This is a genomic window from Enterobacter sp. EC_50 (assembly GCF_019584525.1).
In the GTDB taxonomy this organism is placed as follows: domain Bacteria; phylum Pseudomonadota; class Gammaproteobacteria; order Enterobacterales; family Enterobacteriaceae; genus Enterobacter; species Enterobacter roggenkampii.
In genome coordinates, this window is record NZ_VDAF01000026.1 from 1 (window position 1) to 24,463 (window position 24,463).

General features: G+C 54.8%; 25 protein-coding genes and 1 tRNA gene. 9 read left to right on the forward strand and 17 right to left on the reverse strand.

Features of this window, described 5'->3' with window-relative positions; translation table 11 throughout:
- Positions 1 to 311 precede the first annotated feature (311 nt).
- The 5 genes from FHC48_RS19005 to FHC48_RS19025 all read right to left on the reverse strand — a co-directional run bounded on the left by FHC48_RS19005 (position 312) and on the right by FHC48_RS19025 (position 6,079).
- On the reverse strand, positions 312 to 1,745 hold the full coding sequence (locus FHC48_RS19005; protein ID WP_223825726.1) for a sugar porter family MFS transporter: 1,434 nt from the start codon (positions 1,743 to 1,745) through the stop codon (positions 312 to 314).
- A 293-nt stretch (positions 1,746 to 2,038) separates the two neighbouring features.
- Positions 2,039 to 2,800 (reverse strand): 2-dehydro-3-deoxy-D-gluconate 5-dehydrogenase KduD, encoded by a 762-nt coding sequence (gene kduD / locus FHC48_RS19010; RefSeq protein ID WP_008499679.1) that lies wholly within the window; start codon positions 2,798 to 2,800, stop codon positions 2,039 to 2,041.
- 63 nt (positions 2,801 to 2,863) lie between these two features.
- Positions 2,864 to 3,700: a 5-dehydro-4-deoxy-D-glucuronate isomerase gene (gene kduI / locus FHC48_RS19015; protein WP_059364549.1), complete on the reverse strand. Its 837-nt coding sequence runs from the start codon at positions 3,698 to 3,700 to the stop codon at positions 2,864 to 2,866.
- Between the two features lie 240 nt (positions 3,701 to 3,940).
- Complete coding sequence (locus tag FHC48_RS19020) at positions 3,941 to 5,119, reverse strand: acetyl-CoA C-acetyltransferase (protein WP_059364547.1); 1,179 nt, start codon at positions 5,117 to 5,119, stop codon at positions 3,941 to 3,943.
- A 93-nt stretch (positions 5,120 to 5,212) separates the two neighbouring features.
- Positions 5,213 to 6,079 carry a LysR family transcriptional regulator gene (locus FHC48_RS19025; protein ID WP_021242027.1) on the reverse strand — a complete coding sequence of 289 codons (867 nt, stop codon included), beginning with the start codon at positions 6,077 to 6,079 and terminating at the stop codon, positions 5,213 to 5,215.
- Between the two features lie 105 nt (positions 6,080 to 6,184).
- Between FHC48_RS19025 and FHC48_RS19030 the strand changes: the two genes are divergently transcribed.
- Both FHC48_RS19030 and FHC48_RS19035 read left to right on the forward strand, forming a co-directional pair.
- A complete protein-coding gene (locus FHC48_RS19030) occupies positions 6,185 to 6,646 on the forward strand; it encodes a multidrug/biocide efflux PACE transporter (protein WP_059364545.1) in 462 nt (153 codons plus the stop codon).
- Positions 6,647 to 6,765: 119 nt separating this feature from the next.
- The gene (locus FHC48_RS19035) at positions 6,766 to 7,995 is read left to right on the forward strand and encodes an amino acid permease (RefSeq protein ID WP_023294484.1); all 1,230 of its coding nucleotides are present in this window, start codon (positions 6,766 to 6,768) and stop codon (positions 7,993 to 7,995) included.
- Between the two features lie 55 nt (positions 7,996 to 8,050).
- Here the strand turns inward: FHC48_RS19035 and FHC48_RS19040 are convergent, their stop codons facing one another.
- Positions 8,051 to 8,503 (reverse strand): Lrp/AsnC family transcriptional regulator, encoded by a 453-nt coding sequence (locus FHC48_RS19040; RefSeq protein ID WP_021242030.1) that lies wholly within the window; start codon positions 8,501 to 8,503, stop codon positions 8,051 to 8,053.
- Positions 8,504 to 8,619: 116 nt separating this feature from the next.
- Here FHC48_RS19040 and FHC48_RS19045 point away from each other — a divergent pair, with 116 nt between their 5' ends.
- Positions 8,620 to 9,231, forward strand: a complete 612-nt coding sequence (locus FHC48_RS19045; RefSeq protein WP_059364543.1) for a LysE family translocator — start codon at positions 8,620 to 8,622, stop codon at positions 9,229 to 9,231.
- Between the two features lie 27 nt (positions 9,232 to 9,258).
- On the opposite strand, the gene FHC48_RS19050 is transcribed toward FHC48_RS19045, so the two are convergent.
- Both FHC48_RS19050 and yjdI read right to left on the reverse strand, forming a co-directional pair.
- Positions 9,259 to 9,531, reverse strand: a complete 273-nt coding sequence (locus FHC48_RS19050) for a GNAT family N-acetyltransferase (RefSeq protein WP_059364539.1) — start codon at positions 9,529 to 9,531, stop codon at positions 9,259 to 9,261.
- 10 nt (positions 9,532 to 9,541) lie between these two features.
- Complete coding sequence (gene yjdI, locus FHC48_RS19055) at positions 9,542 to 9,772, reverse strand: 4Fe-4S mono-cluster protein YjdI (RefSeq protein ID WP_008499689.1); 231 nt, start codon at positions 9,770 to 9,772, stop codon at positions 9,542 to 9,544.
- 176 nt (positions 9,773 to 9,948) lie between these two features.
- Here yjdI and FHC48_RS19060 point away from each other — a divergent pair, with 176 nt between their 5' ends.
- From FHC48_RS19060 to FHC48_RS19080, 5 genes are all read left to right on the forward strand, one after another.
- Complete coding sequence (locus FHC48_RS19060; RefSeq protein WP_048961952.1) at positions 9,949 to 11,589, forward strand: sensor histidine kinase; 1,641 nt, start codon at positions 9,949 to 9,951, stop codon at positions 11,587 to 11,589.
- Positions 11,573 to 12,268, forward strand: coding sequence for a response regulator (locus tag FHC48_RS19065; protein ID WP_023294489.1), 696 nt, complete (start codon positions 11,573 to 11,575; stop codon positions 12,266 to 12,268). The genes FHC48_RS19060 and FHC48_RS19065 overlap by 17 nt, the downstream gene beginning before the upstream one ends.
- Before the next feature lie 168 nt (positions 12,269 to 12,436).
- Positions 12,437 to 13,525, forward strand: a complete 1,089-nt coding sequence (locus tag FHC48_RS19070) for an ABC transporter substrate-binding protein (protein ID WP_023294490.1) — start codon at positions 12,437 to 12,439, stop codon at positions 13,523 to 13,525.
- Between the two features lie 80 nt (positions 13,526 to 13,605).
- Positions 13,606 to 15,375: an iron ABC transporter permease gene (locus FHC48_RS19075; RefSeq protein WP_023294491.1), complete on the forward strand. Its 1,770-nt coding sequence runs from the start codon at positions 13,606 to 13,608 to the stop codon at positions 15,373 to 15,375.
- On the forward strand, positions 15,368 to 16,438 hold the full coding sequence (locus FHC48_RS19080) for an ABC transporter ATP-binding protein (protein WP_045415635.1): 1,071 nt from the start codon (positions 15,368 to 15,370) through the stop codon (positions 16,436 to 16,438). The genes FHC48_RS19075 and FHC48_RS19080 overlap by 8 nt, the downstream gene beginning before the upstream one ends.
- A gap of 210 nt (positions 16,439 to 16,648) precedes the next feature.
- Here the strand turns inward: FHC48_RS19080 and FHC48_RS19085 are convergent, their stop codons facing one another.
- The 9 genes from FHC48_RS19085 to actS all read right to left on the reverse strand — a co-directional run bounded on the left by FHC48_RS19085 (position 16,649) and on the right by actS (position 23,748).
- Positions 16,649 to 17,101, reverse strand: coding sequence for a hypothetical protein (locus FHC48_RS19085; protein ID WP_045353466.1), 453 nt, complete (start codon positions 17,099 to 17,101; stop codon positions 16,649 to 16,651).
- Entirely contained in the window at positions 17,101 to 18,261 is a 1,161-nt protein-coding gene (locus FHC48_RS19090; protein WP_227028230.1) for a VENN motif pre-toxin domain-containing protein, read from the reverse strand. Before FHC48_RS19090 ends, FHC48_RS19085 begins: the two co-directional genes overlap by 1 nt.
- Positions 18,262 to 18,835: 574 nt before the next feature.
- A complete protein-coding gene (locus FHC48_RS19095; protein WP_185949880.1) occupies positions 18,836 to 19,387 on the reverse strand; it encodes a hypothetical protein in 552 nt (183 codons plus the stop codon).
- A 243-nt stretch (positions 19,388 to 19,630) separates the two neighbouring features.
- Positions 19,631 to 19,819 carry a CPCC family cysteine-rich protein gene (locus FHC48_RS19100; protein WP_369879017.1) on the reverse strand — a complete coding sequence of 63 codons (189 nt, stop codon included), beginning with the start codon at positions 19,817 to 19,819 and terminating at the stop codon, positions 19,631 to 19,633.
- Positions 19,816 to 21,273: a VENN motif pre-toxin domain-containing protein gene (locus tag FHC48_RS19105; protein ID WP_059364537.1), complete on the reverse strand. Its 1,458-nt coding sequence runs from the start codon at positions 21,271 to 21,273 to the stop codon at positions 19,816 to 19,818. The genes FHC48_RS19100 and FHC48_RS19105 overlap by 4 nt, the downstream gene beginning before the upstream one ends.
- The gene (locus FHC48_RS19110) at positions 21,270 to 21,932 is read right to left on the reverse strand and encodes a hemagglutinin repeat-containing protein (RefSeq protein WP_023294499.1); all 663 of its coding nucleotides are present in this window, start codon (positions 21,930 to 21,932) and stop codon (positions 21,270 to 21,272) included. The genes FHC48_RS19105 and FHC48_RS19110 overlap by 4 nt, the downstream gene beginning before the upstream one ends.
- The gene (locus tag FHC48_RS19115) at positions 21,904 to 22,341 is read right to left on the reverse strand and encodes a hemagglutinin repeat-containing protein (protein WP_059364535.1); all 438 of its coding nucleotides are present in this window, start codon (positions 22,339 to 22,341) and stop codon (positions 21,904 to 21,906) included. Before FHC48_RS19115 ends, FHC48_RS19110 begins: the two co-directional genes overlap by 29 nt.
- A gap of 509 nt (positions 22,342 to 22,850) precedes the next feature.
- Positions 22,851 to 22,924: transfer RNA gene (locus FHC48_RS19120), tRNA-Gly, on the reverse strand.
- Positions 22,925 to 23,004: 80 nt separating this feature from the next.
- Positions 23,005 to 23,748 carry an amidase activator ActS gene (gene actS / locus FHC48_RS19125; protein WP_059364533.1) on the reverse strand — a complete coding sequence of 248 codons (744 nt, stop codon included), beginning with the start codon at positions 23,746 to 23,748 and terminating at the stop codon, positions 23,005 to 23,007.
- A 163-nt stretch (positions 23,749 to 23,911) separates the two neighbouring features.
- Here actS and idi point away from each other — a divergent pair, with 163 nt between their 5' ends.
- Entirely contained in the window at positions 23,912 to 24,454 is a 543-nt protein-coding gene (gene idi / locus FHC48_RS19130) for an isopentenyl-diphosphate Delta-isomerase (protein WP_008499704.1), read from the forward strand.
- The last annotated feature ends 9 nt before the right edge of the window (positions 24,455 to 24,463 follow it).

The following is a 24,463-nucleotide window of genomic DNA, read 5'->3' on the forward strand; positions in this document are numbered from 1 at the left end:
CGGTCTAAATAGGCTGATTCAAGGCATTTACGGGAGAAAAAATCGGCTCAAACATGAAGAAATGAAATGACTGAGTCAGCCGAGAAGAATTTCCCCGCTTATTCGCACCTTCCCTTTCTCTTGATGCTACGCATCTTTGTTCATTGATCGCTGTGGCTCAATAATACAATAGATTAAGAAAAATCCTAATTCTAAACACCATTATCTGACTCCCCCTGCCAGAGTTAGTAGTGAGTTTCATCACGTTATGATTGTGATTAATCTCCCTTTCCACCTCCGGCATAGGTTAAACATGTAAACAGGCAATCCGGTCACACACCAATATTCCGCAGCTTCTCCCCGGCCATCAGCTTGCGCTCGATGTGTTCCAGCGTCACGCCTTTGGTTTCTGGAATCAGCCAGAACGTGACGCCAATAAATGCCACGTTCAGCACCGTATAGAGCCAGAACGTTCCCGCTGCGCCAATCGCGTCCAGCAGCGTCAGGAAGGTCGCGCCGATGATCATGTTCGATACCCAGTTGGTGGTCGTGGAACAGGTGATGCCAAAGTCGCGGCATTTGAGCGGCTGAATTTCGGAGCACAGGATCCACACCACCGGCGCGGCGCTCATCGCGTAACCTGCGATACACATCATGGTCATCCCGACAGAAAGCCAGGAGAGTCCGCTGGAAGCCGTGCCGTTATCAAACTGCATCAGGCAGTAGCCGAGGATCAGCGTGCCGAGCGCCATCACGCTGAAGCCAATTTTCAGCGCCGGTTTGCGGCCCGCCTTGTCCACGGTGAATACGGCAATAAAGGTGGCAAACATGAAGGTCAGCCCGACCACCAGGGTGGCGATCATCTGCTGTTCGGTGGTGGTGAACCCGGCCATTTTGAAAATGCGCGGCGCGTAGTACATGATGATATTCATGCCGGTGAACTGCTGCATCGCCTGCAGCAGCATGCCGAGGAAGACCGCCCGGCGCACGTTGCGGTTGATTTTAAACAGCGCCCAGCCCCCCTGCTTGAGCTTCAGGCTTTCGCGGATCTCGTTCAGCTCCTCGCGGGCTTTTTCGGAGGTATCGCGCAGCATGCGCAGCACCTCTTCCGCCTCCACGTGGCGCCCTTTTTGTGCCAGCCAGCGCGGGCTGTTCGGCAGGAAAATCACTAAAACAATCAGCACCACCGCTGGCAGCGCCAGCACGCCAAGCATTGCGCGCCAGTTGCCGCTGTAGCTGAAGTAGGTGTCAGACAGGAACGCCAGCACGATACCGAGCGTGACCATCAGCTGATACATGCTGATCATCTTCCCGCGCACGTTCTCGCTCGCCATTTCGGAGAGATAAAGCGGCGCCGTGTAGGAGGCAATCCCCACCGCCACGCCCAGCAGCACGCGGGAAAGCAGCAGAACCTCAACGTTTGCGGCAAAGGCGGAGCCAATGGAGCCGGCGACAAAAAGAATCGCCCCGGCCATCAGGCTGTATTTGCGCCCCAGGCGAAACGAGAGCCAGCCGTTGAACAGCGCGCCGATGGCCGCGCCGAGCATCATGCTGCTCACCACCCACTCCTGCAGGCGGCTGCTCAGGGTAAAGTGATCGGTAATAAAGGGCAATGCACCGGCAATGACGCCAATATCCAGTCCAAATAACAGGCCCGCCACGGCGGCGGCAATAGAGACAAACTGGTTCATGCGGCGAGTATCACGCAGCGCAGCGGGCATTAGGGTAGAGTCATTTATAGATGTCATATTTTCCTGCCTGAACAGTGAAATTCGTTAAGTGAAATTACGAGATAGCGAGAAAAAGTGTCAGGCGGGAAAAGGTGAAGATATGGATTATTTCGCTGCGACATAGCGTTCTGTGATGGACATTACAATTTCAACTAACGCTGAATAATCACATGCTTTTACTAATCATCTAATTTTTAAAGATTAAAAGTGTGATGGCTGTCGTTCATGACTTTTTAGTATGGATTTTCCGTGTTTATCCATATGGATTTTGACAATTTTTAAGCAAAAAAAACCTCTGCCCAAAAGCAGAGGTCCAGACCCGATGCGGGCTATCGCGCCAGCCAGCCGCCATCGACCGCCACGGTGTAGCCGTTGATATAGTCCGATGCGGACGAGGCCAGAAAGACCACCGGCCCCATCAGATCGCCCGGAAGCCCCCAGCGCCCCGCCGGAATGCGGTCGAGGATTTCCGCGCTACGCTGCTCGTCCGCACGCAGCTGCTGCGTGTTGTTGGTCGCCATGTAACCCGGCGCAATCGCATTCACATTGATGTTGTGTTTCGCCCACTCGTTTGCCAGCAGGCGGGTCACGCCCATCACGGCGCTTTTGGAGGCGGTGTAAGACGGCACGCGGATACCGCCCTGGAACGAGAGCATGGAGGCAATATTCACGATCTTGCCGCCGTTCCCCTGCGCAATAAAGTGCTTTGCCGCCGCCTGGGACATGAAAAATACGCTCTTGATGTTCAGATCCATCACGTCGTCCCAGTCGCGCTCGCTGAAATTGATCGCATCTTCACGGCGAATCAGCCCGGCGTTGTTGACCAGAATGTCGATGTGACCGAATTCCGCCACCGCGCGATCCAGCAGTTCAGGAATGGCATCGATTTTACGCAGGTCGGCGGTCAGGCTCAGGAAGCGGCGGCCCAGGGCCGTCACGCGCTCGAGGGTTTCCGTCGGTTCAACGATATTAATTCCGACGATATCGCAGCCCGCTTCCGCCAGGCCTAACGCCATCCCCTGACCCAGCCCGGTGTCACACCCGGAAACCACCGCCACTTTCCCCTGCAGAGAGAATGCATCCAGAATCATGTTTATTCCTTACTCTTTCAGAGCCTGTCACTCACAGGCAGGTTTATGCGTCACTGCCCGCGACTAGCGCAGATCGCTGACCGCAACATGGTCCATATCATCAAAGACCTGGTTTTCACCCACCATTCCCCAGATAAAGGTGTAGGCTTTTGTCCCTACGCCGGAGTGAATAGACCAGCTCGGCGAAATCACCGCCTGCTCGTTATGCATCACGATATGGCGCGTTTCCTGCGGCTGTCCCATCATGTGGAACACGCAGGCGTCCTCATCCATGTTGAAGTAGAAGTAGACTTCCATGCGGCGCTCGTGGGTATGGCACGGCATGGTATTCCACAGGTTGCCCGGCGCAAGTTCGGTCAACCCCATGCTGAGCTGGCAGGTCTCCAGCACGTCCGGCACGAAGTATTTATTGATGGTGCGGCGGTTGCTGGTGAGGTTGTCGCCCAGCGTCACGGGCGCGACGTCTGCCGGGGTCACTTTTTTGGTTGGACAGGTGGCGTGGGCCGGCGCGCAGTTGTAGTAGAATTTCGCAGGCCTGCTGGCGTCGATGCTGGCAAAGACCACGTCTTTCGCCCCTTTACCCACGTACAGCGCCTCGCGATGGCCAATCTCATAGCACCGTCCGTCTACGGTGATGGTGCCCGGCCCGCCGATGTTAATCACCCCCAGCTCGCGACGTTCGAGGAAATAATTCACGCCCAGCTGTTTACCGACCTCGCTGCCCACGGAGACGGTTTTCGTGACGGGCATAATGCCGCCCACAATAATGCGGTCGATATGGCTGTAAACCATGGTGTACCTGTCAGCCTCGAATATCTGCTCGACTAAAAATGCCTTGCGCAGCCCCTGGGTATCCAGCGTTTTGGCGTGCGCGCTGTGGATGCTTTCTCTGACGTCCACGGTAACCTCCAGATGTGGTCATGCCCGAAGGCGGGAAGTAAAACGAAACAGCGTTCCGTTTTACATGATGAGCACATACTATCGGCATAGAGTGGGCTTTTCAATTATATTTAAAACAACGTTTCATTTTTATTTTTGTTTATCGCGGAATTGATGCCCGGATCACGCTAAAACCGTCGGGAGATAAAGATCACGATAAAAAAAACCTCCCGGAGGAGGTCTTTTTTTAATGAGGAAAAATTAGCGTTCAATGGCCAGCGCCACCCCTTGTCCGCCGCCTATACAGAGCGTGGCAATCCCTTTGCGGGCGTTGCGCTTCCTCATTTCGTGGACCAGCGAAACCAGGATCCGGCAGCCGGACGCCCCGATCGGGTGCCCCAGTGCGATCGCCCCACCGTTTACGTTGACCCGCAGCGGATCCCACTCCAGCATTTTTCCGACAGAGATCGCCTGCGCGGCATAGGCTTCGTTCACTTCGATCAGATCCACATCAGAAAGCTGCCACCCCGCACGCTCCAGACAGCGACGGGTCGCATAGACCGGCGCGATCCCCATTAACGCAGGATCAACGCCCACGCTGGCGAATGCCTTAATGCGGGCCAGCACGGGGAGATCGAGTTCAAGGGCTTTGCTTTCGCTCATCATCATCACGGCCGCGGCGCCGTCGTTAATGGAAGAGGCATTTCCCGCCGTGACCGAGCCCTGCATTTCAAACGCAGGATTCAGCCTCGCCAGCCCTTCAGCGCTGGCGTCGGTGCGCGGCTGCTCATCGGTATCCACGACGATAACCTCGCCCCCCTGACGCTGCGTGCTGACCGGGACAATTTCGTCGCGAAAACGGCCGGAATCAATCGCCGCACGCGCTTTTTGTTGCGAGCTTAACGCATAGGCATCCTGCACCTCACGGCTGATGCCGTACTCGCGCGCCAGGTTTTCCGCCGTTACGCCCATATGATAATCGTTGAAGGCATCCCACAGCCCGTCATGCACCAGGCTGTCGAGCAGCTGACTGTTACCCAGCTGTGCGCCGGTACGGCTGTCGGTCAGGACGTGCGGCGCGCGGCTCATATTCTCCTGCCCGCCCGCAATGATTACGTCCGCCTCACCACACTGAATGGCCTGCGTCGCGAGATGCAGCGCTTTTAATCCTGAACCACAGACGTCGTTGATAGTGATAGCGGAGACGGTATTGGGCAGTCCGCCCTTCAGCGCCGCCTGTCGCGCAGGGTTTTGCCCGGCACCGGCCGTGAGGACCTGTCCCAGAATCACCTCATCAACTTCATGTGCTGCGATCCCGCTACGTTCTACCAGCGCTTTCACCACCACGCTGCCCAGGTCAACCGCCGAGTGACGCGCGAGCGCTCCCTGAAAACAGCCGATAGCTGTACGCAACGCACCCACTATTACGACATCTTTCATCACGACCTCTGTGTTAAATGACATGACGATAGTAGAGGATTGTTACTGGCAATTATCTTAATTGTTTAAAAATAGTGAGTTTAATCACAAGGATCAGCGTGCATCCTGCAGATACTGCCGCAGCCAGCTTCCGGCAACGCCGGGAGGGGATCGTTTATTCCACAGCAGATCGATGCCAATCGCCCGCGGCCAGCCGGGAACATTGAGCTGTACCAGGGATTTCGCGGCGGCAAATTCCTCCACCAGCGCGCACGGCAAGACGCACCAGCCAAATCCCTGTACCGCCATACTCAAGAGTAACAGGTAATTCGGGGCTGACCAGACGGGCCCGCGCGCGATCTCCGCCTCACGCTCAAGATAGGTGCTCAGCCGCAGCTCCCTCCAGCCGTGCAGCTCGTCACGCTGAACGTCATCCTGCCCGGCCAGCGGATGCGTGGTCGCGACATAGATCGCCATGCGGGTCTGCATCGGCAGCCGGATGGCGCCGATATCCGTAGGATAACCGTCTCGCGCTTCGGTGAGGCCAATCTGCGCGCGCTCCTTTTGCAGCAGATCGATCACGTCCTCCTCCTCGCCAATCAGACATTCGAATTCCGTATGGGGAAAGCGCGCGTCAAACTGCTTCATCATCTCTTCCAGCACGTCCGGGTTGAGGGTATCGGAAAGGACAAACGTCAGACGCGCCTCCGTTTGCGCCGTGAGCGACACCGCCAGCTCATCCAGCCGCGTGCTGGCGGCGAGAATAGCCTGCACGTAGCCCAGCACCTGTTCCCCCTGGGCCGTTAACACCGGCTGGCGGGCCGAACGGTCAAACAGCTCAAATCCCAGATCGGCTTCAAGGTTGGCAATGGACGTGCTGACCGTCGACTGGCTTTTACGCAGCCGGCGTGCGGCCGCAGAGAAAGAGCCTGCTGCAACGGTCTCGACAAACGCGGTCAGGGCTTCGGGTGAATAGCGCATAACCTATCTACTTTTACGATGGATACTATCTTTAATATATCAGCTTTAGCGATAAAAATAGGCCACATCAACGCCCATACTGGCGAATTAACGAGGTCTATCGCTATGCAACATCAGGATGCACTCCAACGTAAACTGCCGGAGCGGATCTTTCATGCTGTCTGTTTTGAAGGGATTGCGACGGCGATCCTCGCCCCTACCGCGGCGTGGTTGATGCAGCGTTCCGTGGTGGAAATGGGTGGGTTGACCATTATTCTGGCCACCACCGCCATGCTGTGGAACATTATTTATAACGTCGGCTTCGACCGTTTCTGGCCTGTTCAGCGCGTCAAACGTACGGCAAAAGTGCGTGCGCTGCATGCGCTGGGGTTCGAATGCGGCTTTATTGTGATTGGCGTGGCGATTGTCGCCGCCGTGCTGGGCGTCACTCTGCTGCAGGCATTCACACTGGAAATAGGTTTCTTCCTGTTCTTCCTGCCGTACACCATGTTCTATAACTGGGCGTACGATAATCTGCGTGAGAAATTTCTTAAGCGCCGCCAGCAACGACGCGCCCTGGCAGGCTGAACCGCCTCTGGCCGGACGCCCGTTCCGGCCCGACGTCGTCGAAGCAACTGCGCTCTTAAGGCATAACTATGGTAAATTGCACGCCATTCTGATGGTTTGATAGTTGATACGTTGCTCTAATGTCGAAAATTTGGTCAAAAGATGAGACTCTCTGGAGTTTCGCTCTCTACGGCACGGCCGTGGGCGCAGGAACGCTCTTCCTGCCCATTCAGCTGGGCTCCGCAGGCGCAATCGTCCTGTTTATTACCGCCCTCGTGGCCTACCCCTTAACCTACTGGCCGCACAAAGCGCTGGCGCAATTTATCCTGTCGTCGAAAACGAAAGGCAACGAAGGGATCACCGGCGCCGTTTCGCACTATTACGGCAGGAAGATCGGCAACCTGATCACCACGCTCTATTTCATCGCCTTCTTTGTGGTGGTGCAGATTTATGCGGTGGCCATCACCAACTCGTTAACCGAGCAGCTGGCAAAACACCTGACGGTAGACACCACCGTTCGCGTGCTGGTTAGCCTGGGCGTGGTGCTGGTCCTGAATCTGATCTTCCTGATGGGACGGCATATCACGATAAAAGTGATGGGCTTCCTGGTGTTTCCGCTGATCGCCTATTTCCTGTTTGTCTCGCTCTACCTGATCGGCAGCTGGCAACCCTCGCTGCTGACCAGCCAGATGGCCGTCGATCGCCATACGCTGCACCAGGTCTGGATTTCGATTCCGGTGATGGTGTTTGCGTTCAGCCACACGCCGATTATCTCGACGTTTGCCGTTGACCGCCGCGAGAAGTTCGGGGACGAGGCCATGGCTAAATGCAAGAAAATCATGAAGGTGGCATACCTGATTATCTGCCTGAGCGTGCTGTTCTTTGTCTTCAGCTGCCTGCTCTCTATTCCGCCGTCGTACATTGTGGCCGCCAAAGAGGAAGGGGTGACGATCCTGTCCGCGCTGTCGATGATGCCCTCTTCACCGGCGTGGCTGGGGATTTCCGGGATTGTCGTGGCGATTATTGCGATGTCGAAATCGTTTCTCGGCACCTATTTTGGGGTGATTGAAGGGGCGACGGAGATCGTGAAGTCGTCGCTGAACCAGGTGGGCGTGAAAAAGAGCCGCGCCTTTAACCGCGCGATTTCCATCATGGGGGTGTCGTTAATCACCTTTGCCGTCTGCTGCATTAACCCGAACGCCATTTCGATGATTTACGCCATCAGCGGCCCGCTTATCGCCATGATCCTGTTTATCATGCCGACGCTGTCGACGTATCTGATCCCCTCCCTGAAACAGTACCGTTCCATAGGCAACCTGCTGACGCTGATTGTCGGGGTGCTGTGCGTGTCGGTGATGTTTGTCGGCTAATTCCCTTTCCTGCCCGGCGCGCTGCCGGGCAGGCCATTCAACCCCGGCCTCCTGCTTACAGCGGAAAAGGCCTGTCCTGCACCACCGTTTTCATGACAAGCGTTGAGCGAAGATGCTGCACGCCGGGCATAGCGGAGAGCTTCTCGTCGTAGAGCTTCTGGAAAGCGGAAAGGTCGCGGGTCACGACGTGCATCAGATAATCAGGATCGCCAAACAGGCGCTGGGCCAGCACGATCTGCGGGATCTCTTCCACCGCCTCTTCAAACGCGCTGACCGCCTTGCGGTCACCCTCTTTCAGCGTCGCGAACACTATCGCCAGGAAGTTAAACCCCATTTTGGCGGGGTCGAGGCTGGCACGGTATCCCGTTATGGCCCCGCTTTGCTCCAGCGCCCGCACGCGACGATGGCACGGCGAAAGGCTCAGATTCACCCGCTCAGCCAGTTCGGTAAGCGACAGGCGGCCGTCAGACTGCAGCTCAGCAAGAATTTTTCTATCGATGCTATCCATGTGGAAGATTTTCTCATTTTCAGCGTGTTATGAGCATAACATTGAAAGCCTATTTCGCAGTGTTAGCGATATTCTTTTTCGCAACGTATAACGCACTGCGTGAGTATTTCAGGACGATGGAAATGAGTATTGTGGCCGGCTTTTGGGTGGTTTCGTTTCTGCTCATCATGACCCCGGGGGCCGACTGGGCCTACGCTATTAGCGCCGGAATCAACGGCCGCCGCGTGGTCCCGGCGGTGATGGGGCTGATGTCCGGGCATCTGCTAGCCACATTGATTGTGGTGGCAGGCGTGGGGGTATTGATTGCTCAACATCCGCTGGCGTTAGCCGGGCTGACCGTGGCGGGAGCCCTTTATCTCCTGTGGCTTGGCATAACGTTATTGCGTCACCCGGCCGCACCGGAAAAGGCCATCCAGCATGCGGGTAACTGGACGCAGTGGGCGTTGAAAGGACTCTGCATTAGCGGCCTTAACCCGAAGGTTTTTTTGCTGTTCCTGGCCCTGCTTCCGCAGTTTACAGACCCAACCGGAAGCTGGTCGATAGCGATGCAGATGTCTGCGCTTGGGATGATGCACCTTATCACCTGTACCCTGGTCTATCTGCTGGTGGGGTATGGTTCGAAAGCGGTGCTGGCGACCCGGCCACGGGCGGCCCGTCTGGTGAGCAGGGCATCGGGAGGGTTGATGGTGCTGATCGCGATGGTATTGCTGCTTGAGCAGGTGAGATAAAAAAACACCGGCCATCGCCGGTGTGAGTTACGCCCGAATGTCGTCATATTCCCGCGTTTTATCAAACTCATGTTTCGCAAACGGGCACAGCGGGATAATTTTGCGATTCTCACCGCGCATCTTCTCCACCACTTTCGCCACCAGCTGTTTACCGACGCCCTGCCCTTTCAGGCTCTCATCCACATCGGTATGCTCAATGATGCTCAGGTGCTCGCCGGTCGGCACGAAGACAATCTCCGCGACCTGGTTGCTGTTCGCATCATTCACGTAAAACTTGTTATGGCCTTCCAGAATATCCATGGTTCCTCGCTTATTTTTGGCGATACTTGAGCGCACCGCTCGGGCAGGTATCAATCACGCGTACAACCGTTTCAACGTCCACTTCATCGGGAATGATCCACGGCTTACGTTTCAGATTAAACAGCTTTGCGCTGCCACGCACGCAGTTACCGGAGTGTTTGCAGATCCCGGTGTTGAAGTAGACGTCAATTTTCTCGCCGGTATAGGCCCGGTAACCCGCATCCAGTAGCTCTTTATCCATGACATTGCCTCTGTAATTATTATCGTGCTGAATGAAGAATAGCCTGACAGGATCCTGATGGCTATAACGCCGAAAACGAAAAGCCAGGTCACAACTCTTTTCTTGCCAGATTGCGTCCGCTATTTGCCCATGTCAGGCTCGGGAAATGTCACTTTTACATAACATCCGCAGGTTGAATGAAACGCAGACTCTCATTTCAGGTAAAGCTGTTTTTAGCGCTGGTGTGCTTCTCCTGCCTGCTGTTAGTTCTGCTGGGAACGATCCTGTTTCATTTTATTGACCGGCAGCTCCATCACGATCTCGGCCAGCGCGCCCGGGTGCAGGCCAGCCAGATCGCGCTGATGCCGGGTCTGGCGGCCATGGTCGCGGCCAGAGATATTCCGGGGATAGCCCGGTTAATTCAGCCGCTGCGCGCCCAAAGCGATGCCAGCTACATTGTGATTGGCGATACCGAGGAACAGCACCTTTATCATTCGGAATCCCCGGAACGCATAAATTTACCGATGATCGGCGGGGATAATGCGGAGGTATTACAGGGCAAAACCATTATTTCCGTGCGCCAGGGGGGGATTGGGGTTTCACTGCGCAGCAAAGCGCCGATCTTTAACGCGCAGCACCAGGTGATTGGTATTGTCTCGGTCGGCTATCTGACCTCCTATATTGCCAATATTAATGCCCGCATTCTCTGGCAGTCCGGGCTGTACGGCGCGGGGCTTCTGCTGCTGCTGTTTATGTTCTCCTGGCTGTTTACCCGCAATCTCAAAAAACAGATGTTCCGACTGGAGCCGAAAGATATCGCTCAGTTGGTTTTGCAGCAGCGCGCGCTATTAGAAGCCATGTATGAGGGGGTATTTGCCGTCAATGATGAGAAGCAGCTGATTTTAATTAACCGCGCCGCACGAGAAATGCTGGATATCCGGCAAAGTGAAAAAGCGCTTATCGGCAAACCGCTGGAAGACGTTCTGCAGACGTCGCCGGGCTTTTTATCCCAGCGCTACGCCTCGGTGAGCAGCGGTAGCCACGACCAGATTGCCGTGCTGAACCAGCGGGAGGTAATCGTCAACCGCGTCGCGATTGAGGTCGAACCCGGCGTTGAAAGCGGCTGGGTATACAGCTTTCGCGACAAAAATGACATCAACACCCTCAGCAGCCAGCTCAGTCAGATCAAGCGCTATGCGGATAACCTGCGCATTATGCGCCACGAGCAGCTGAACTGGACCGCCACGCTGGTGGGCTTGCTGCAGATGAAACACTATGACGAGGCGATTCGCTATATTCAGGTGCAGTCCGAAGGCGCGCAGCGCGTGCTGGACTTTGTCTCCGCCCGTTTTTCCTCTCCCGCGCTGTGCGGGCTGCTGCTCGGAAAATACGTCAGCGCCCGCGAAAAAGGCATCGAACTGCTGTTTGATCCCGCCTGCCAGCTCACCCGCATGCCAGTCACGCTCAACGAAACGGAGCTGATGTCTATTATTGGTAACCTGCTGGATAACGCGGTGGACGCGACCCTTAAGGCCCCGGTCCCCGCGCCGGTGGAACTCTACATTTCTGACCGTAACCAGGAGCTGCTGATCGAGGTGGCCGACCGGGGCTGCGGGGTGGAGGATGCGATGAAGCCGCATATTTTCCGCCAGGGATTCAGCAGCAAGCCGGAACGTGAAAACGACATTGTGGGTACCGAGCACGGTATTGGCCTGTATCTGGTGGCAGGATATATCGACAAGGCTGGCGGCAGCATTGAGATTGCCGACAACACGCCACAAGGGACCATTTTTTCTGTGTTTATTCCGAATGGGCTAAAGCATGACCCGAGCACTTGATGTTGTGATCGTTGAAGATGAGCCGCACCTGGCAGAGCTGCATCGCGAGTATATCGAGCAGAATTTTCATTTGCGCGTGGTGGGCATCGCCGCGTCGATTGAGCAGGCATGCAGCCTGATTCGTCAGCATCAGCCGCGGCTTATCCTGCTGGACAACTATCTCCCGGACGGTAAAGGCGTGGAGCTCATCGATAACCCGCTGCTGAAAAGCTACGAATGCTCGGTGATCTTCATCACCGCCGCCAGCGATATGCAGACCTGCAGCCACGCCATGCGCAGCGGCGCGTTTGACTACCTCATCAAGCCCGTCTTTTTCCAGCGCCTGCACGCCTCGCTGGAGCGTTTTATGCGCTTCATCCACACCGTACAGCAGGTGAAGGTGGTCGACCAGCATGCGCTGGATCGCCTGTTTCATCTGCCTGCCGCGGAAGCCTCCGTAACGCCATCCACAAAGGGCATTGAACCCCAGACGCTGGAGCGGATAAAACGCCTGTTCGCCGAGCATCCCGACAGCGCGATGTCGGTTGAAGAGGTGGTGGAAAACGTGGGGATCAGCAAAACCACGGGGCGTCGCTACCTCGAATACTGCGTGGAGAGTGGGTTAATCAGCATTGAAATGCTGTACGGCAATATTGGTCATCCTCGCCGGTTATACCGCAAAGCCCCCGATAAACCGTAATCCGCAACCGTTCGTTGGCTAACGTTCGCGGATTTTATGGTGTTAATTGCTGAAACGACGGCGACAATCACACTTCGGAATCATTGCCCTCGCCTCCCTATTGTCGGAGGCGCGCTTTACGCTATGTTGACAATTAGTTCCTCAAATGTAACTAAAAGGTTAACTATAATGTCGAACACGTTCCGAATTTCTCTGCTTACCGCTACCGTACTGTTCTCTGCTTCTGCACTGTCTGCCCTGCCGCAGGGTTATCCTGCTGAGTATCAAAAAGTGGTTGATGCCGCCACGAAAGAGGGCAAGGTTGTCATCTATTCCACCACCGACATCAAAGCTGCCGGCCCGCTGATCCAGGGCTTCGAAAAAACCTACCCGGGCATTAAAGTCGAATACAACGACATGAACAGCACCGAGCTGTACAACCGTTTCATCAGCGAACAGGCTTCCGGCGGCGTGAGCGGCGACGTGGTCTGGAGCTCCTCGATGGACACGGGCCTGAAGCTCGCCACCGACTACGCCATGGAGTACAAATCTCCGGAGCAAAGCCAGCTGCCGAAATGGGCGGTCTGGAAAGATAAGGCCTACGGCACCACCTATGAGCCGGTGGTCTTCATCTACAACAAGCGTCTGATCCCGGCTGGCGACGTGCCGGACTCTCACGCCGCGCTGGCGAAGCTGATTGCCAGCCAGACGGACAAATTCAAGAACAAAGTCACCACCTACGACATCGAAAAATCGGGTCTGGGCTTTATGCTCTCGGTGCAGGATCACAACGCCGATCCGAACTACTTTAAGACCCTGGCCGACGTCGCCAAAGGGGGCCTGTCGGTGCAGTCGTCTACCGGCACCATGATGGAGCGCGTCTCCTCCGGTGAAAACCTGATTGGCTTCAACATCCTCGGTTCCTACGCGGAAGCGCGTGCGAAGAACGATCCGTCACTCGGCATCTCCTATCCGAAGGATTACACCCTGGTGCTGTCGCGCGTGTCGTTCATCAGCCAGCAATCGCAAAACAGCAATGCCGCGAAGCTGTGGCTGGACTACGTGCTCTCTGAACAAGGGCAAAGCATTCTGGCCAACCAGGCGGACATTCCCTCCATTCGTAACGATATCGAAGGGAAAAATGATATCGACGGCCTGACCAAAATCCTCGGCAACGCGCTGAAGCCGATCCCGGTTGATGAAACGCTGCTGGAATACCTGCAGCCGAAAAAACGCCTCGAGTACATCAAAGAGTGGCGCACCGCCGCCGGTAAATAAGCGTCTGAGCGCGGCGCTGGCCGCCGCGCTCCCTTATCGACTGAGTTCGTTTTTCTGGGCTGCAACACCAGGGATACCCCATGAATACATTACGCAGAAAGTGGCAAAGCCTGCCGCGAGGCATCGTCGTGCTGATAACCGCACTGGTTATCTACACGCCGCTGTCGTTTATCGTGATCCAGAGCTTCCTGTCCGCGCCGTTCTTTTCGCCGTCAAAAGAGTGGAGCTTTGAATCATTTGATTTTATTTTCACCGACCCCGATTTTTATAAGGCCCTGAAAAGCGGCTTTATTCTGGCTTTCGGGCTGGTCTTTATCTCTATCCCGCTGGGCGGCGTGCTGGCGTTTCTGATGGTGCGTACCGACCTGCCCGGCCGCCGGCTTATTGAGCCGCTGATCCTGGTCCCGATTTTCGTTTCACCGATGGTGCTGGGCTTCGGCTACGTGGTGGCCGCCGGTCCGGTGGGCTTTCTCTCCCAGTGGGCTGAGGCGCTGATTGGCTTTGTGCCGTGGAACATCTACGACATGTCGAGCATTGTGGTCATTGCCGGCCTGACGCACGTCCCGCACGCCTATCTGTATATCTCGTCAGCGCTGCGCAGCGTGGGCTCCGACGTGGAAGAAGCCGCGCGCACCGCGGGCGCGTCGCCCTGGCAGGTGATGACCTCCGTCAGCCTGCCGATGGTGCGCCCGTCTATTCTGTACGCCACCGTGCTGCTGTTCTTCCTCGGGCTGGAAGTGTTCGGCCTGATGCTGGTCCTCGGCGATCCGGAAGGCAACATGGTGCTGGCGACCTATCTTTATAAGCTGACGAACAAGATGGGTACCCCATCCTATAACCTGATGGCGGCGGTTGCCGTGGTGCTGATCTGCATCACCATCCCGCTGGTGATGCTCCAGCGTCGCCTGATGCGCACCGCCAACCGCTTCGTCACCATGAAGGGCAAGGCCTCGCAGGCCCGCGCGCTGCCGCTGGGTAAATGGCGCTGGGTGGCTGGCGCGGTGATTGCCTTCTGGCTCACCGTCACCATTGGCGTTCCATTGCTCGGCGTGGTGCTGCGCGCGTTTATCTCCAACTGGGGCGTGGGCGTTTCGCTGTGGGACGAGCTTTCTCTGAACACCTTCCGCACCATCTGGGCGCAGCCCAACCTGCTGCGCGCCATCGTCAACTCCATGGCGATTGGCGTCATTGGCGGCGCGCTGGCCGTGGTGTGCTACCTGTTTGTCGGCATTGCCATGCACCGCAAGCCGGACAATACCACGCGTTTCCTGGACTACAGCGTGCTGGTACCGCGCGCCGTGCCTGGCCTGCTGGCGGGTCTGGCGTTCCTGTGGGTATTCCTGTTCCTGCCGATGTGGCTGGATAACTCGCTGAAATCCGGCTGGCTTTCCGGGTTTGCCTGGACCGACTGGATGCGTGAAAACGTCATCGTCTGGCTACGCTCGCTGCGCAGCACCATTTTCAGCGTCTGGCTGGCCTATACCGTGGTGTGGATGGCTTACGGGCTGAGGCTTATCTCTTCCACGCTGCTGCAGGTAGGGCCGGAGCTTGAAGAGGCGGCGCGCAGCACCGGGGCGACGCGCGGGCAGATCACCCGCCACGTCACCATCCCGCTCTCCCGCTACGGCCTGATCGGTTCGTGGCTGCTAATGTTCCTGATCTTTGAACGCGAATACTCAACGGGTGTGTACCTGCTTTCACCCGGCACGGAGACCATCGGCTCGATGCTGGTTTCCCTCTGGGCCGCAGGCGCCATTGATATCGTGGCGGCGCTCTCTTTCATTAATATCCTGCTGGTCGTGGTAGGTCTGGGCATTGCCCTTCGTTTCGGAGTGAAAATACATGATTGAATTAGCGGTTGACGATCTGCACTTAACCTACGGCGACAATCCTGTTTTAAAAGGTGTCTCCATGAACCTGAAGCGCGGCGAAGTGGTCTCCCTGTTAGGCCCCTCCGGCAGCGGTAAAACCACCCTTCTCCGCGCCGTCGCGGGTCTGGAAAAACCGACCCAGGGGTCGATTGTGATTGGCAACAATAAAGTTTACGACGGTACGCCGCGCAGCGAGGTCCCGGCGGAAGAGCGTAACCTGGGGCTGGTATTCCAGTCATACGCCCTGTGGCCGCACAAAACCGTGTTTGAGAACGTGGCCTATCCGCTCAAGCTGCGCAAAGTCCCGGCCAAAGAGATCCAGCAGCGCGTGCAGGACGTGCTGGACCAGCTGGGTCTGGGCCATCTTGGCAAACGTCACCCGCATCAGCTCTCCGGTGGGCAGCAGCAGCGCGTGGCGATTGGCCGGGCGCTGGTCTACAACCCGCCGGTGATTTTGCTGGACGAGCCGCTCTCTAACCTCGACGCCAAACTGCGCGAAGAAGCCCGCGTGTTCCTGCGCGAGCTGATTATCAAGCTCGGGCTGTCCGCGTTGATGGTGACGCACGACCAGAACGAAGCGATGTCCATTTCCGACCGCATCCTGCTGCTGAACAACGGCAAAATTGAGCAACAGGGTACGCCGCAGGAGATGTACGGCTCACCGAAAACGCTGTTTACCGCCGAATTTATGGGCAGCAACAATCGCCTGCACGGCAAGGTCACCGACGTGCGCGACGGCAGAGCGCGTATCGAAGGCAAAGGCTGGGTGCTGTGGGGCCAGGCCGGTGAAGGCGTGCAGAGTGGCGCTGACGCCACGGCGGTGATCCGCGTCGAGCGCGTCGCGGTGGTTGAGGGGCCAGGGGAAAATCAGCTTGAGCTACCGCTGCTCACCAGCATGTACCTCGGCGACCGCTGGGAGTACCTGTTCCGCACGGTGGGGGATGATTTTGTGATCCGTGCGTATGGGCATGAGGTTCGGGATCCGCAGCACTGCCATCTTTCGCTGCCGGAGAAGCATGTTTGGGTGTTTCCGAAAGGGTGATGAGTCAATAATTAATCTGCCATGGCCCGGTAGCGATTCGCTTACCGGGTTTACAAAACAAAGAAATGGGCAGATGCCAGGATTGGTGGCGCTAGTTATTATTGTTAATGCATTCCGACTTAAATATTTACCTGCCCCTTCTTTCCATCCCTACGCATAACGGGTTAAGGCTCCATATCAAAATGTTATTACAGAGCATATAAAGAAAATTTATGCATCATATCCAGCATTTTTGAAAATTAATTGAACATGCTCCGTCAGTCCAACAAGATCTTCATAGGCGATTGGGCCAAAATCAGGATAATGGTTTTCAATATACTCGTTAACATCTTCCATACCTTCACTGACTCTGAGATTCTTAACAAATGTAGGCAAAATACGATGATTAACACCAGTACCATACTCTTTCGGATGATGGGTCATACACCACTCAACTTTACCTTTATATGATTGAATCGCATCTTCCAGTAAGGCGATAACTTCTGGAACCTCTTTTTCAAAACGAAAACTGGTATAAGGAGGATACTTAGAGCGATCAATTTTTTCAAAATGGTCATTTATCCATTCATCTTCAATACGGCTCTGATAATGTAACCACTCCAGTTTTCCAAGAGAACCAATGAAGTCCAACAAGATTGTTTCTTTCTTACCTATCGGAAACATTATTTTAACCCCTGTAATTTATCAGAGATCGTAACACTTCCCTGATTTATAGATTTGATATGTTTTTCCCAATCTCCTTTAGGAATTGGTTTTAAGGACACTCTTGGATCGTAAACATACTGACCATCGGTATAAACCTGATGAAATGCTTGTTCATGTACAATTTTTCCATTTTCATACACATTTAAGTTGTACGGAGTCGTCGGCCTTGCTTCAATAATTTTCCCGTGCCCGCCAGCTGCATCGAGAAGTTTAGGTGCGATATCTGAGCAATCCGTACAATCTGTATTGCCTATCCAGGCAATAAACTTAGGTTCGTTCATTTTTTCAATAACACTCTGATTGGCTGGATAACCGGGATTTTCAGGGCGAACATTTTCAAGACCGGGGATCTTCTCGTTCTGATAGAAAAGATCATCCAGTGAAGGAGAATCCGGAACCGGCGTAGTTGTCGTCCAGCCATTATTGTTTGACGCTCCATCACCGTTGGTATTACCAGTATGATTTATCCCTCCGGTTGCTACACTATTCTTCCCTGTGTTGGAGGGCACATTTCCAGTTACAGTCTGGTCTCCACCAGTGTTTGATGGTCCCGGGTTGATGACCTGCGTACCACCAGTACTGGTGATCGTCTTACCTGTCAGGGACTCATAGGCCGCTTTCTGAGCATCATTTAACTGACTGAGCTGGGAAGGATCATTGAGCGAGGCCACATAGATCAGATGCAACTGCTCATCTTGTGACAATGTATCCATTGCTGATGTGGATGCACCAATGCCCAGTAAAGCACCCAGACCACTGGCAACCAGGCGATCACGGCAAGCAGAAATTTTCAGACATCCCTGTGCAGCCAGTTTACCGCCCTGTATAACGACACCCAGCGAGTTATTCTCAACCTCCACCTTCGCCGTTTCCGACGCCGTCGCCGCCATGGAGACACTACCATCCGTCACTGCTGCGCCCGCCAGACCACCTGCGATACTCACGAGGCTACTGACCAGCCGTTTCTCCTCTGCTGCCAGGTCACTGGATTTTTTATCGCCATACAGCGCGCTGACCAGATGGTCGGTCATCGCCGAGGCCGTAATGGCACCCATGGCACCGGCCTTCAGGCCAGCAGCACTGCTCCCGCCACTCAGCTGCGTCAGCGCCGCAGCCACAATACCGTGCAGCGCGGCACGGGCTGTCGGATCTTTCTGCTCCTTGACCAGGGTCGCCAGAAGAGGGGCCGCCCCCGCTGCCGCGCCTGCCTTCAGGTTACCGCCAAGCGCGCCTGCCAGTAAGCCCGCCGCTGCACTGCCCTTAGTCCAGAAGGCACTCCCCGGACCGTACTCGGTATTCTGATATCCGGGCTGCGTCTTCAGGAACGCTTCCTGCTCCTGCGGCGTATCGCCCTGCAGTTTTCCTTCTGACGCCAGCTTCGCGCCCAGCGCCGCATTGGGGGTAAACTTAACGGCTGATTAAACGATCCCGGCACAGTGGCCGGGATCTGTGTCATTTAGACAGTGGTTCAAGGCGAAGAAGATGAGACTTTGCCTTCTCTATAAGCTGTAAAAACTCATCGCATTGAAATTCAAGAATATTACTTTCATCTGGATAAATAATAATATTCACTGATTTCCTGTCTTCTGATAGTGAGATTTCACCCCACTGGACTCGATTAAAAGACAATTCAGCATAAAGATCTTCCCGATCAACTGAACTACCTACGCTATATTCCAACATATGAGACCTCTATTTAGTTGGTGGTTCACGGAAGCCAATTAATCTTGAACCATCAGAATTAAATCGTAATGCTCGTCCATCAGGAGCTGTAGCTTCAACAACAGTAATCCTTTGTTTATTTTCAAAAAACACTCGGGATTCAATCTTAGTATTTGGATTGTTTAATATTTCGTTAGCTATATTCTGAGCTTCCTGATTAAGAACTGACGCTTTTTGACTGGAATAAGAATATGCGGAACCTTCTCTTCCGCCATGCTTTTGTAGTGCTCGTCCGGCATCAGTCAATCCATTTCTGTTAGATGCTGAAGCGGCCTCATTAAGGCGATCTTTTGATGGGGCAGTAGAAGCCCTGTTATTCCGAGCATTCTCCTCATCCTGCGGCTCCCAGCCCCCCGGCGTGCCTGATCCCGCTCCCCCCAGTTCTGCCTTTTCTTCATCCGTCCAATTTGCGCCAGTATTTGGCTGTTCTTTATCATTAGTCAGCGCTTCACCGATTGCTACACCTGCACCAGTGGCGGCAGCAGTCCCGCCTCCTGGCCCAAACCCACCACCTTCCAGCAATGGATTTCTGCATGCCCACGGCTCCTGTGCACACATTGCGCTGTTCAGCGTGTTATTCTCAACAACAACTCTTTCCTGTGCATTCCGGCAGGAACAACACATTTTTCCCTGTTCAGTCAGTGACTTACAGGGTGTTTTTGCTAAGGTACATCTGCTGCTGCAACTTTTTTCGCTGTTAAGCGTTTCAAGGGGTTAAAGGCTGATAAAACGATCCCAGCCATTGAGCTGGGATCGTTTTATCAGTTACTGTTTGTTAAATGCTCGTTTCGCCTCATTTAAATTCGAAGAGTTTGCCCCGCCAGAAAAATCTGGATCAGCCGATTGTACAGGGTCATCTTCCCACCCACATACAGGGCAAATTTCATAACAACCCAGCTCATCAATTGTTTTATTTCCACAGCATGGACAAGGATAAGAGCCATTATTCATCATTGTTTTTTCCAATATTCGAGACCTTTCTCTGGTTTAAACATTGTACGCGGTACACCATTTATATCTTTTGAAGCAAAGACATTAGTCGCAGGATTGTAATACAGCGTGTCTCCGTTAGGGCGAGTTTTAGTTAAGGTACCTTGCGGTGGGGTTGTCATAAAATTATGGGCAGCATCAACATATTGCTTAGCATTCTGATACTCAGGAAATTCTTTCCCATGTTTTGTCCAGTGTCCATAGGCATTACCCACAGGTTTTGCTTTCTTGGTTTCTGTCCAAATCTGAGTATCTTTAGATTTACCACCAATCGGAACAGCCCCAATCCCAAGACCAGCAGTTCCAGGAAGCGGCTTACCATCTTCGTCAAACAACACCCCAGGCCTGGCAATGTTGTAGACTTTTGGGAGGCGGTCGCCGTGCTCTTTCTCAAGCTCTTCCTCATCATGGCCAGGACTCAGCGTGTTATTCTCAACCTCCACCTTCGCCGTTTCCGACGCCGTCGCCGCCATGGAGACACTGCCATCCGTCACTGCTGCGCCCGCCAGACCACCTGCGATACTCACGAGGCTACTGACCAGCCGTTTCTCCTCTGCCGTCAGGTCACTGGATTTTTTATCTCCATACAGCGCGCTGACCAGATGGTCAGTCATCGCCGAGGCCGTAATGGCCCCTATGGCACCAGCCTTCAGGCCATCCGCACTGCTCCCGCCACTCAGCTGCGTCAGCGCCGCAGCCACAATACCGTGCAGCGCGGCACGGGCTGTCGGATCTTTCTGCTCCTTGACCAGGGTCGCCAGCAGAGGGGCCGCCCCCGCTGCCGCACCTGCCTTCAGGTTACCGCCAAGCGCACCTGCCAGTAATCCCGCCGCTGCGCTGCCCTTAGTCCAGAAGGCACTCCCCGGACCGTACTCGGTATTCTGATATCCGGGCTGCGTCTTCAGGAACGCTTCCTGCTCCTGCGGCGTATCGCCCTGCAGTTTTCCTTCTGACGCCAGCTTCGCGCCCAGCACCGCATTGGATTCCCGCGCTTTCTGCTCCGCATACTTGCCGTAAGCATCCAGCGCAGAGGTGGCCAGCGCCGCGCCTTCGCTCTGGACCGCCAGGTTATCCCTGACCTTCTGCACATCACCGTTCACGTCCACGCCGTGGTGGGCGTCAGCCGTATCACGGTTCAGGTCAGCAATATCCTGTTTCTGTCCCGCCGGGTTGCGAATGACAATGCTACCGCCACTCACCGCTGATGAGGTCGTCCCGGTATGGCTCTCTTCTGACTGGCCTGTACCGATGGCCGGTGCCAGGTTGCGGTTTTCACCGTTTCCGCTGCCGCCCGCGCTGCCGGAAAGCGCCACCGTGTAGCCGTTGCCGCTGGTCTGGCTCTCGTTGTGGAGATTACTGAAACCCAGCGTACCGGTGTCGAGGCTATTTTTATCTGCAGACGCCGTGGATGCAATCACCGCGCCGTCAAGCTGGGTATGATTTCCGGTGGTGACGGCAAAGCCGCCCTTGCCTGCGAATATCCCGCTCTGTTCAGCGACGCTCTTACCATTCTGGGTGATATTCTCACCGATGCACTGACGCTACCGGAAAAGGCACCATAACACAGTGGCGGTATGCACAGACTGAGGGACGCGCCTGACGAAGACTGCTTGCTGTCATAACTGGCTGTATCCTGCACGCTGCTGATGGTGAGATCGCGTCCGCTGTTCACCGTAAGCTGTTCATCAGCATGGACAACGCTGTTCGTATTGCGCTGTGACTGGCTGTTTTCCTTACCCTTATACTGTGACGCTCCCAGCTCCACCGAGATGCCGTTTTGTGCACCAATCAGGCTCACACCGACACCAACGCTGAACTGGCTAACGCTGTTTTTACTCTCAGAGAGGGTTGTGTTCTGGGAGGCAGACAACAGAATATCGCGCCCCGCATCCAGCGCCACGTGTTTACCCGCGATCTGTACCCCCATACCGGCAATGTCATTTCCGGCACGGACAGAGACATTCTCACCGGCATTAATGGTGGTGCCCTGCGTGTCGGTACTGTTGTAACGACTGTCCTGAGAGGACGTCTCCGCCGTTAAAGACACTTTAGCCTTGACGAGCGACGAGTCCGACATAGCGCCCTGCGCTGCGGGCAGCCGTCTCTGCGGCTTTAGCAGCCTCAACAGCCCAGCCGCCAGCAGATGCCGTCACACCATACTGGGCGCTGCTGCTGTGGTTTTCACCGTCGCGGGTATCCCGGCTCACCCCCATGAGGTCATTTTCGCCACTGAGTGAGACCGATTTACCGGCACGGATATCCGTACCTGACAGGGAGAGATCGTTACCGGCCTGCGCGACAAGAGTTTGCCGGGTTTTTGGGGAGATTAAGGTCGCACCGGAAAGAGTAATGGTATGAATGGTGAAACAGGGTCCGGAGCCGGAAACAGGCAGCGGTCTGGCGGGCGCAGGGCGAGGAATACTCCGCTCCAGCTCCTCACGCTGTTGCTGGCTCTTTAATAACAGTTCCTCCTGCTGCTGACGCACTGTGTCCCGGTCAGCAGGAGTAAGGGGGGCTGCATGGCTCAGAGAACAAAAATAAAACGAGCAAAAAAAGACGGCTTTGCTGTAATAGCGCATATTAAAGGATAATAGTTTTTGTTTTCCTCAATATGCCAGCTCTGGCGCAATAGGGAATAGTCTCAAAAAGAGGGCTACTATAATTGGTAGTAATATTTGCGTTAAGTTTAAAAAAACCGTTATGACGAAGAGCGTCATATCGGAATTTTTTATTATTGCCTGATTGTTTCTTCTTTCAAAAAATTTTAACCACCCCTTCCAATAGTTAGATATAAACATGAGCTAGCAGCGTAGATTAAATTATCCGTTGCATTCATCGTGCTGCAAATTCTGATGACACCTGATAACTCAGTGCTGAATATGGAGGCATGGGTGATAACTTCGTTGAAGCGATCAAACAACAGCATGACGATACCTGGATGGAAAAGGATAGGCTGGTAAAAAAATAGACAGAGGAGGATAACATCAAGAAAATCTGGAGCGGGCGAAGGGAATCGAACCCTCGTATAGAGCTTGGGAAGCTCTCGTTCTACCATTGAACTACGCCCGCTTTGAGGTGCGTAAGGCATTATAGACCTTACGCACCTTCATACAAGCCTCTTCACAACTAACCGGCGATTAAATAATCACTTAGCACTTCGGTTTGCTGCCGGGCGCAGGAAGATAACGCTGCGGATCGATGGCCGTCGCCTTATAGCGAATCTGGAAGTGCAGCTTCACTGAATCCGTACCGGTACTGCCCATGGTGGCAATCTTCTGCCCGGCTTTGACATTCTGCCCGTTGTTGACCAGCATCGTATCGTTGTGCGCATAGGCCGTGATGTAGTCTTCGCCATGCTTAATCATGATCAGGTTACCGTAGCCGCGCAGCTGGTTACCCACGTAAACCACCTTCCCGGCTCCGGAGGCATAAACCGGCGTACCGCGCGCAGCGGCGATATCAATACCCTTGTTGCCACCTTCAGAGAGTGAGTAAGGGGCGACCACTTTACCGCTGGCAGGCCAAATCCAGCAGCGCTGTCCAACCGGCGGCCATGACGATTGTGGCACCTGATAGGACGGCGTCACTTTGGCGGTTTTGCCTTTCGAAGAGAACTTTTTACCCGAGGACGATCCGCCGCTAACCTTCAGCTGCTGCCCCACCTCGATGGTGTAGGGCGGAGAAAGGTTATTCATCCGCGCCAGATCCTTCACGCTGGTCCCCGTTGCACGCGAAATCCGGTACAGGGTGTCCCCGCGTTTGACGGTGTAGACCGAACCGGAATAGCTTCCCGTATCCGAAGATTTGCTCCCTGAACAGCCCACCAGTAATAGCGTCAGCGTCAGGCAAAAAATAGCGGTAAGGGGTTTTCTCGTCAGGCTTCCTGCAAACAAAACAGATCCTCGGTCAGCGTGAATGGCGCACTATGATAACAGCCAAAACGAACAGGGGTCATTCCCTTTTCCGCTCTACGAGCCAAACCGTTCGTATAAGAATGCAGTATAATGCTTCGGCTGATGGTGCTGAACCACTCGGCAATTTGGCACTGGAGCATCAATGAGTATTCAAGAACACGTTATTTTGGTAAACGACCAGGGAATGGTGATTGGCACTCAGGAAAAATATGCCGCGCACACGTTACATACCCCGCTGCATCTGGCGTTCTCTTCCTGGCTTTTTAACGCAAAAGGCGAATGTCTGATCACCCGACGCGCCTTAAGCAAAAAAGCCTGGCCCGGCGTCTGGACCAACTCCGTGTGCGGCCACCCGCAGTCGGGTGAAGAGACAGTCCAGGCGATAATCCGCCGCTGCCGCTTCGAAGTGGGCGCAGAACTGACCGATATCACCGCCGTCGCCCCTGAATTTCGCTATCGGGAAACCGACCCGTCCGGGATCGTGGAAAACGAAATTTGCCCGGTATTCGCGGCACGCATTACCAATGACGTGACAATAAACGAAGATGAAGTGATGGACTATCAGTGGGTTGAGCTTGATGCGCTATTCCGCGCGCTGGACGCGACGCCCTGGGCCTTTAGCCCGTGGATGGTCATGGAAGCGACGACCGCCCGCGAAAAACTCATAGCCTTCGCGGCGCAATAAAAAAGCCCC

What these genes read in the sequence shown, in the direction of transcription:
- FHC48_RS19110 (WP_023294499.1), bottom strand. Translation starts at nt 21,932, where the DNA reads ATGTCGGACTCGTCGCTCGTCAAGGCTAAAGTGTCTTTAACGGCGGAG.
- FHC48_RS19020 (WP_059364547.1), bottom strand. Translation starts at nt 5,119, where the DNA reads ATGAAAGATGTCGTAATAGTGGGTGCGTTGCGTACAGCTATCGGCTGT.
- FHC48_RS19045 (WP_059364543.1), top strand. Translation starts at nt 8,620, where the DNA reads ATGGAAATGAGTATTGTGGCCGGCTTTTGGGTGGTTTCGTTTCTGCTC.
- FHC48_RS19060 (WP_048961952.1), top strand. Translation starts at nt 9,949, where the DNA reads ATGAAACGCAGACTCTCATTTCAGGTAAAGCTGTTTTTAGCGCTGGTG.
- FHC48_RS19025 (WP_021242027.1), bottom strand. Translation starts at nt 6,079, where the DNA reads ATGCGCTATTCACCCGAAGCCCTGACCGCGTTTGTCGAGACCGTTGCA.
- FHC48_RS19100 (WP_369879017.1), bottom strand. Translation starts at nt 19,819, where the DNA reads ATGATGAATAATGGCTCTTATCCTTGTCCATGCTGTGGAAATAAAACA.
- kduD (WP_008499679.1), bottom strand. Translation starts at nt 2,800, where the DNA reads ATGATTCTGGATGCATTCTCTCTGCAGGGGAAAGTGGCGGTGGTTTCC.
- FHC48_RS19065 (WP_023294489.1), top strand. Translation starts at nt 11,573, where the DNA reads ATGACCCGAGCACTTGATGTTGTGATCGTTGAAGATGAGCCGCACCTG.
- FHC48_RS19085 (WP_045353466.1), bottom strand. Translation starts at nt 17,101, where the DNA reads ATGTTTCCGATAGGTAAGAAAGAAACAATCTTGTTGGACTTCATTGGT.
- idi (WP_008499704.1), top strand. Translation starts at nt 23,912, where the DNA reads ATGAGTATTCAAGAACACGTTATTTTGGTAAACGACCAGGGAATGGTG.
- FHC48_RS19050 (WP_059364539.1), bottom strand. Translation starts at nt 9,531, where the DNA reads ATGGATATTCTGGAAGGCCATAACAAGTTTTACGTGAATGATGCGAAC.
- FHC48_RS19035 (WP_023294484.1), top strand. Translation starts at nt 6,766, where the DNA reads ATGTCGAAAATTTGGTCAAAAGATGAGACTCTCTGGAGTTTCGCTCTC.
- FHC48_RS19070 (WP_023294490.1), top strand. Translation starts at nt 12,437, where the DNA reads ATGTCGAACACGTTCCGAATTTCTCTGCTTACCGCTACCGTACTGTTC.
- yjdI (WP_008499689.1), bottom strand. Translation starts at nt 9,772, where the DNA reads ATGGATAAAGAGCTACTGGATGCGGGTTACCGGGCCTATACCGGCGAG.
- FHC48_RS19080 (WP_045415635.1), top strand. Translation starts at nt 15,368, where the DNA reads ATGATTGAATTAGCGGTTGACGATCTGCACTTAACCTACGGCGACAAT.
- FHC48_RS19040 (WP_021242030.1), bottom strand. Translation starts at nt 8,503, where the DNA reads ATGGATAGCATCGATAGAAAAATTCTTGCTGAGCTGCAGTCTGACGGC.
- FHC48_RS19030 (WP_059364545.1), top strand. Translation starts at nt 6,185, where the DNA reads ATGCAACATCAGGATGCACTCCAACGTAAACTGCCGGAGCGGATCTTT.
- FHC48_RS19075 (WP_023294491.1), top strand. Translation starts at nt 13,606, where the DNA reads ATGAATACATTACGCAGAAAGTGGCAAAGCCTGCCGCGAGGCATCGTC.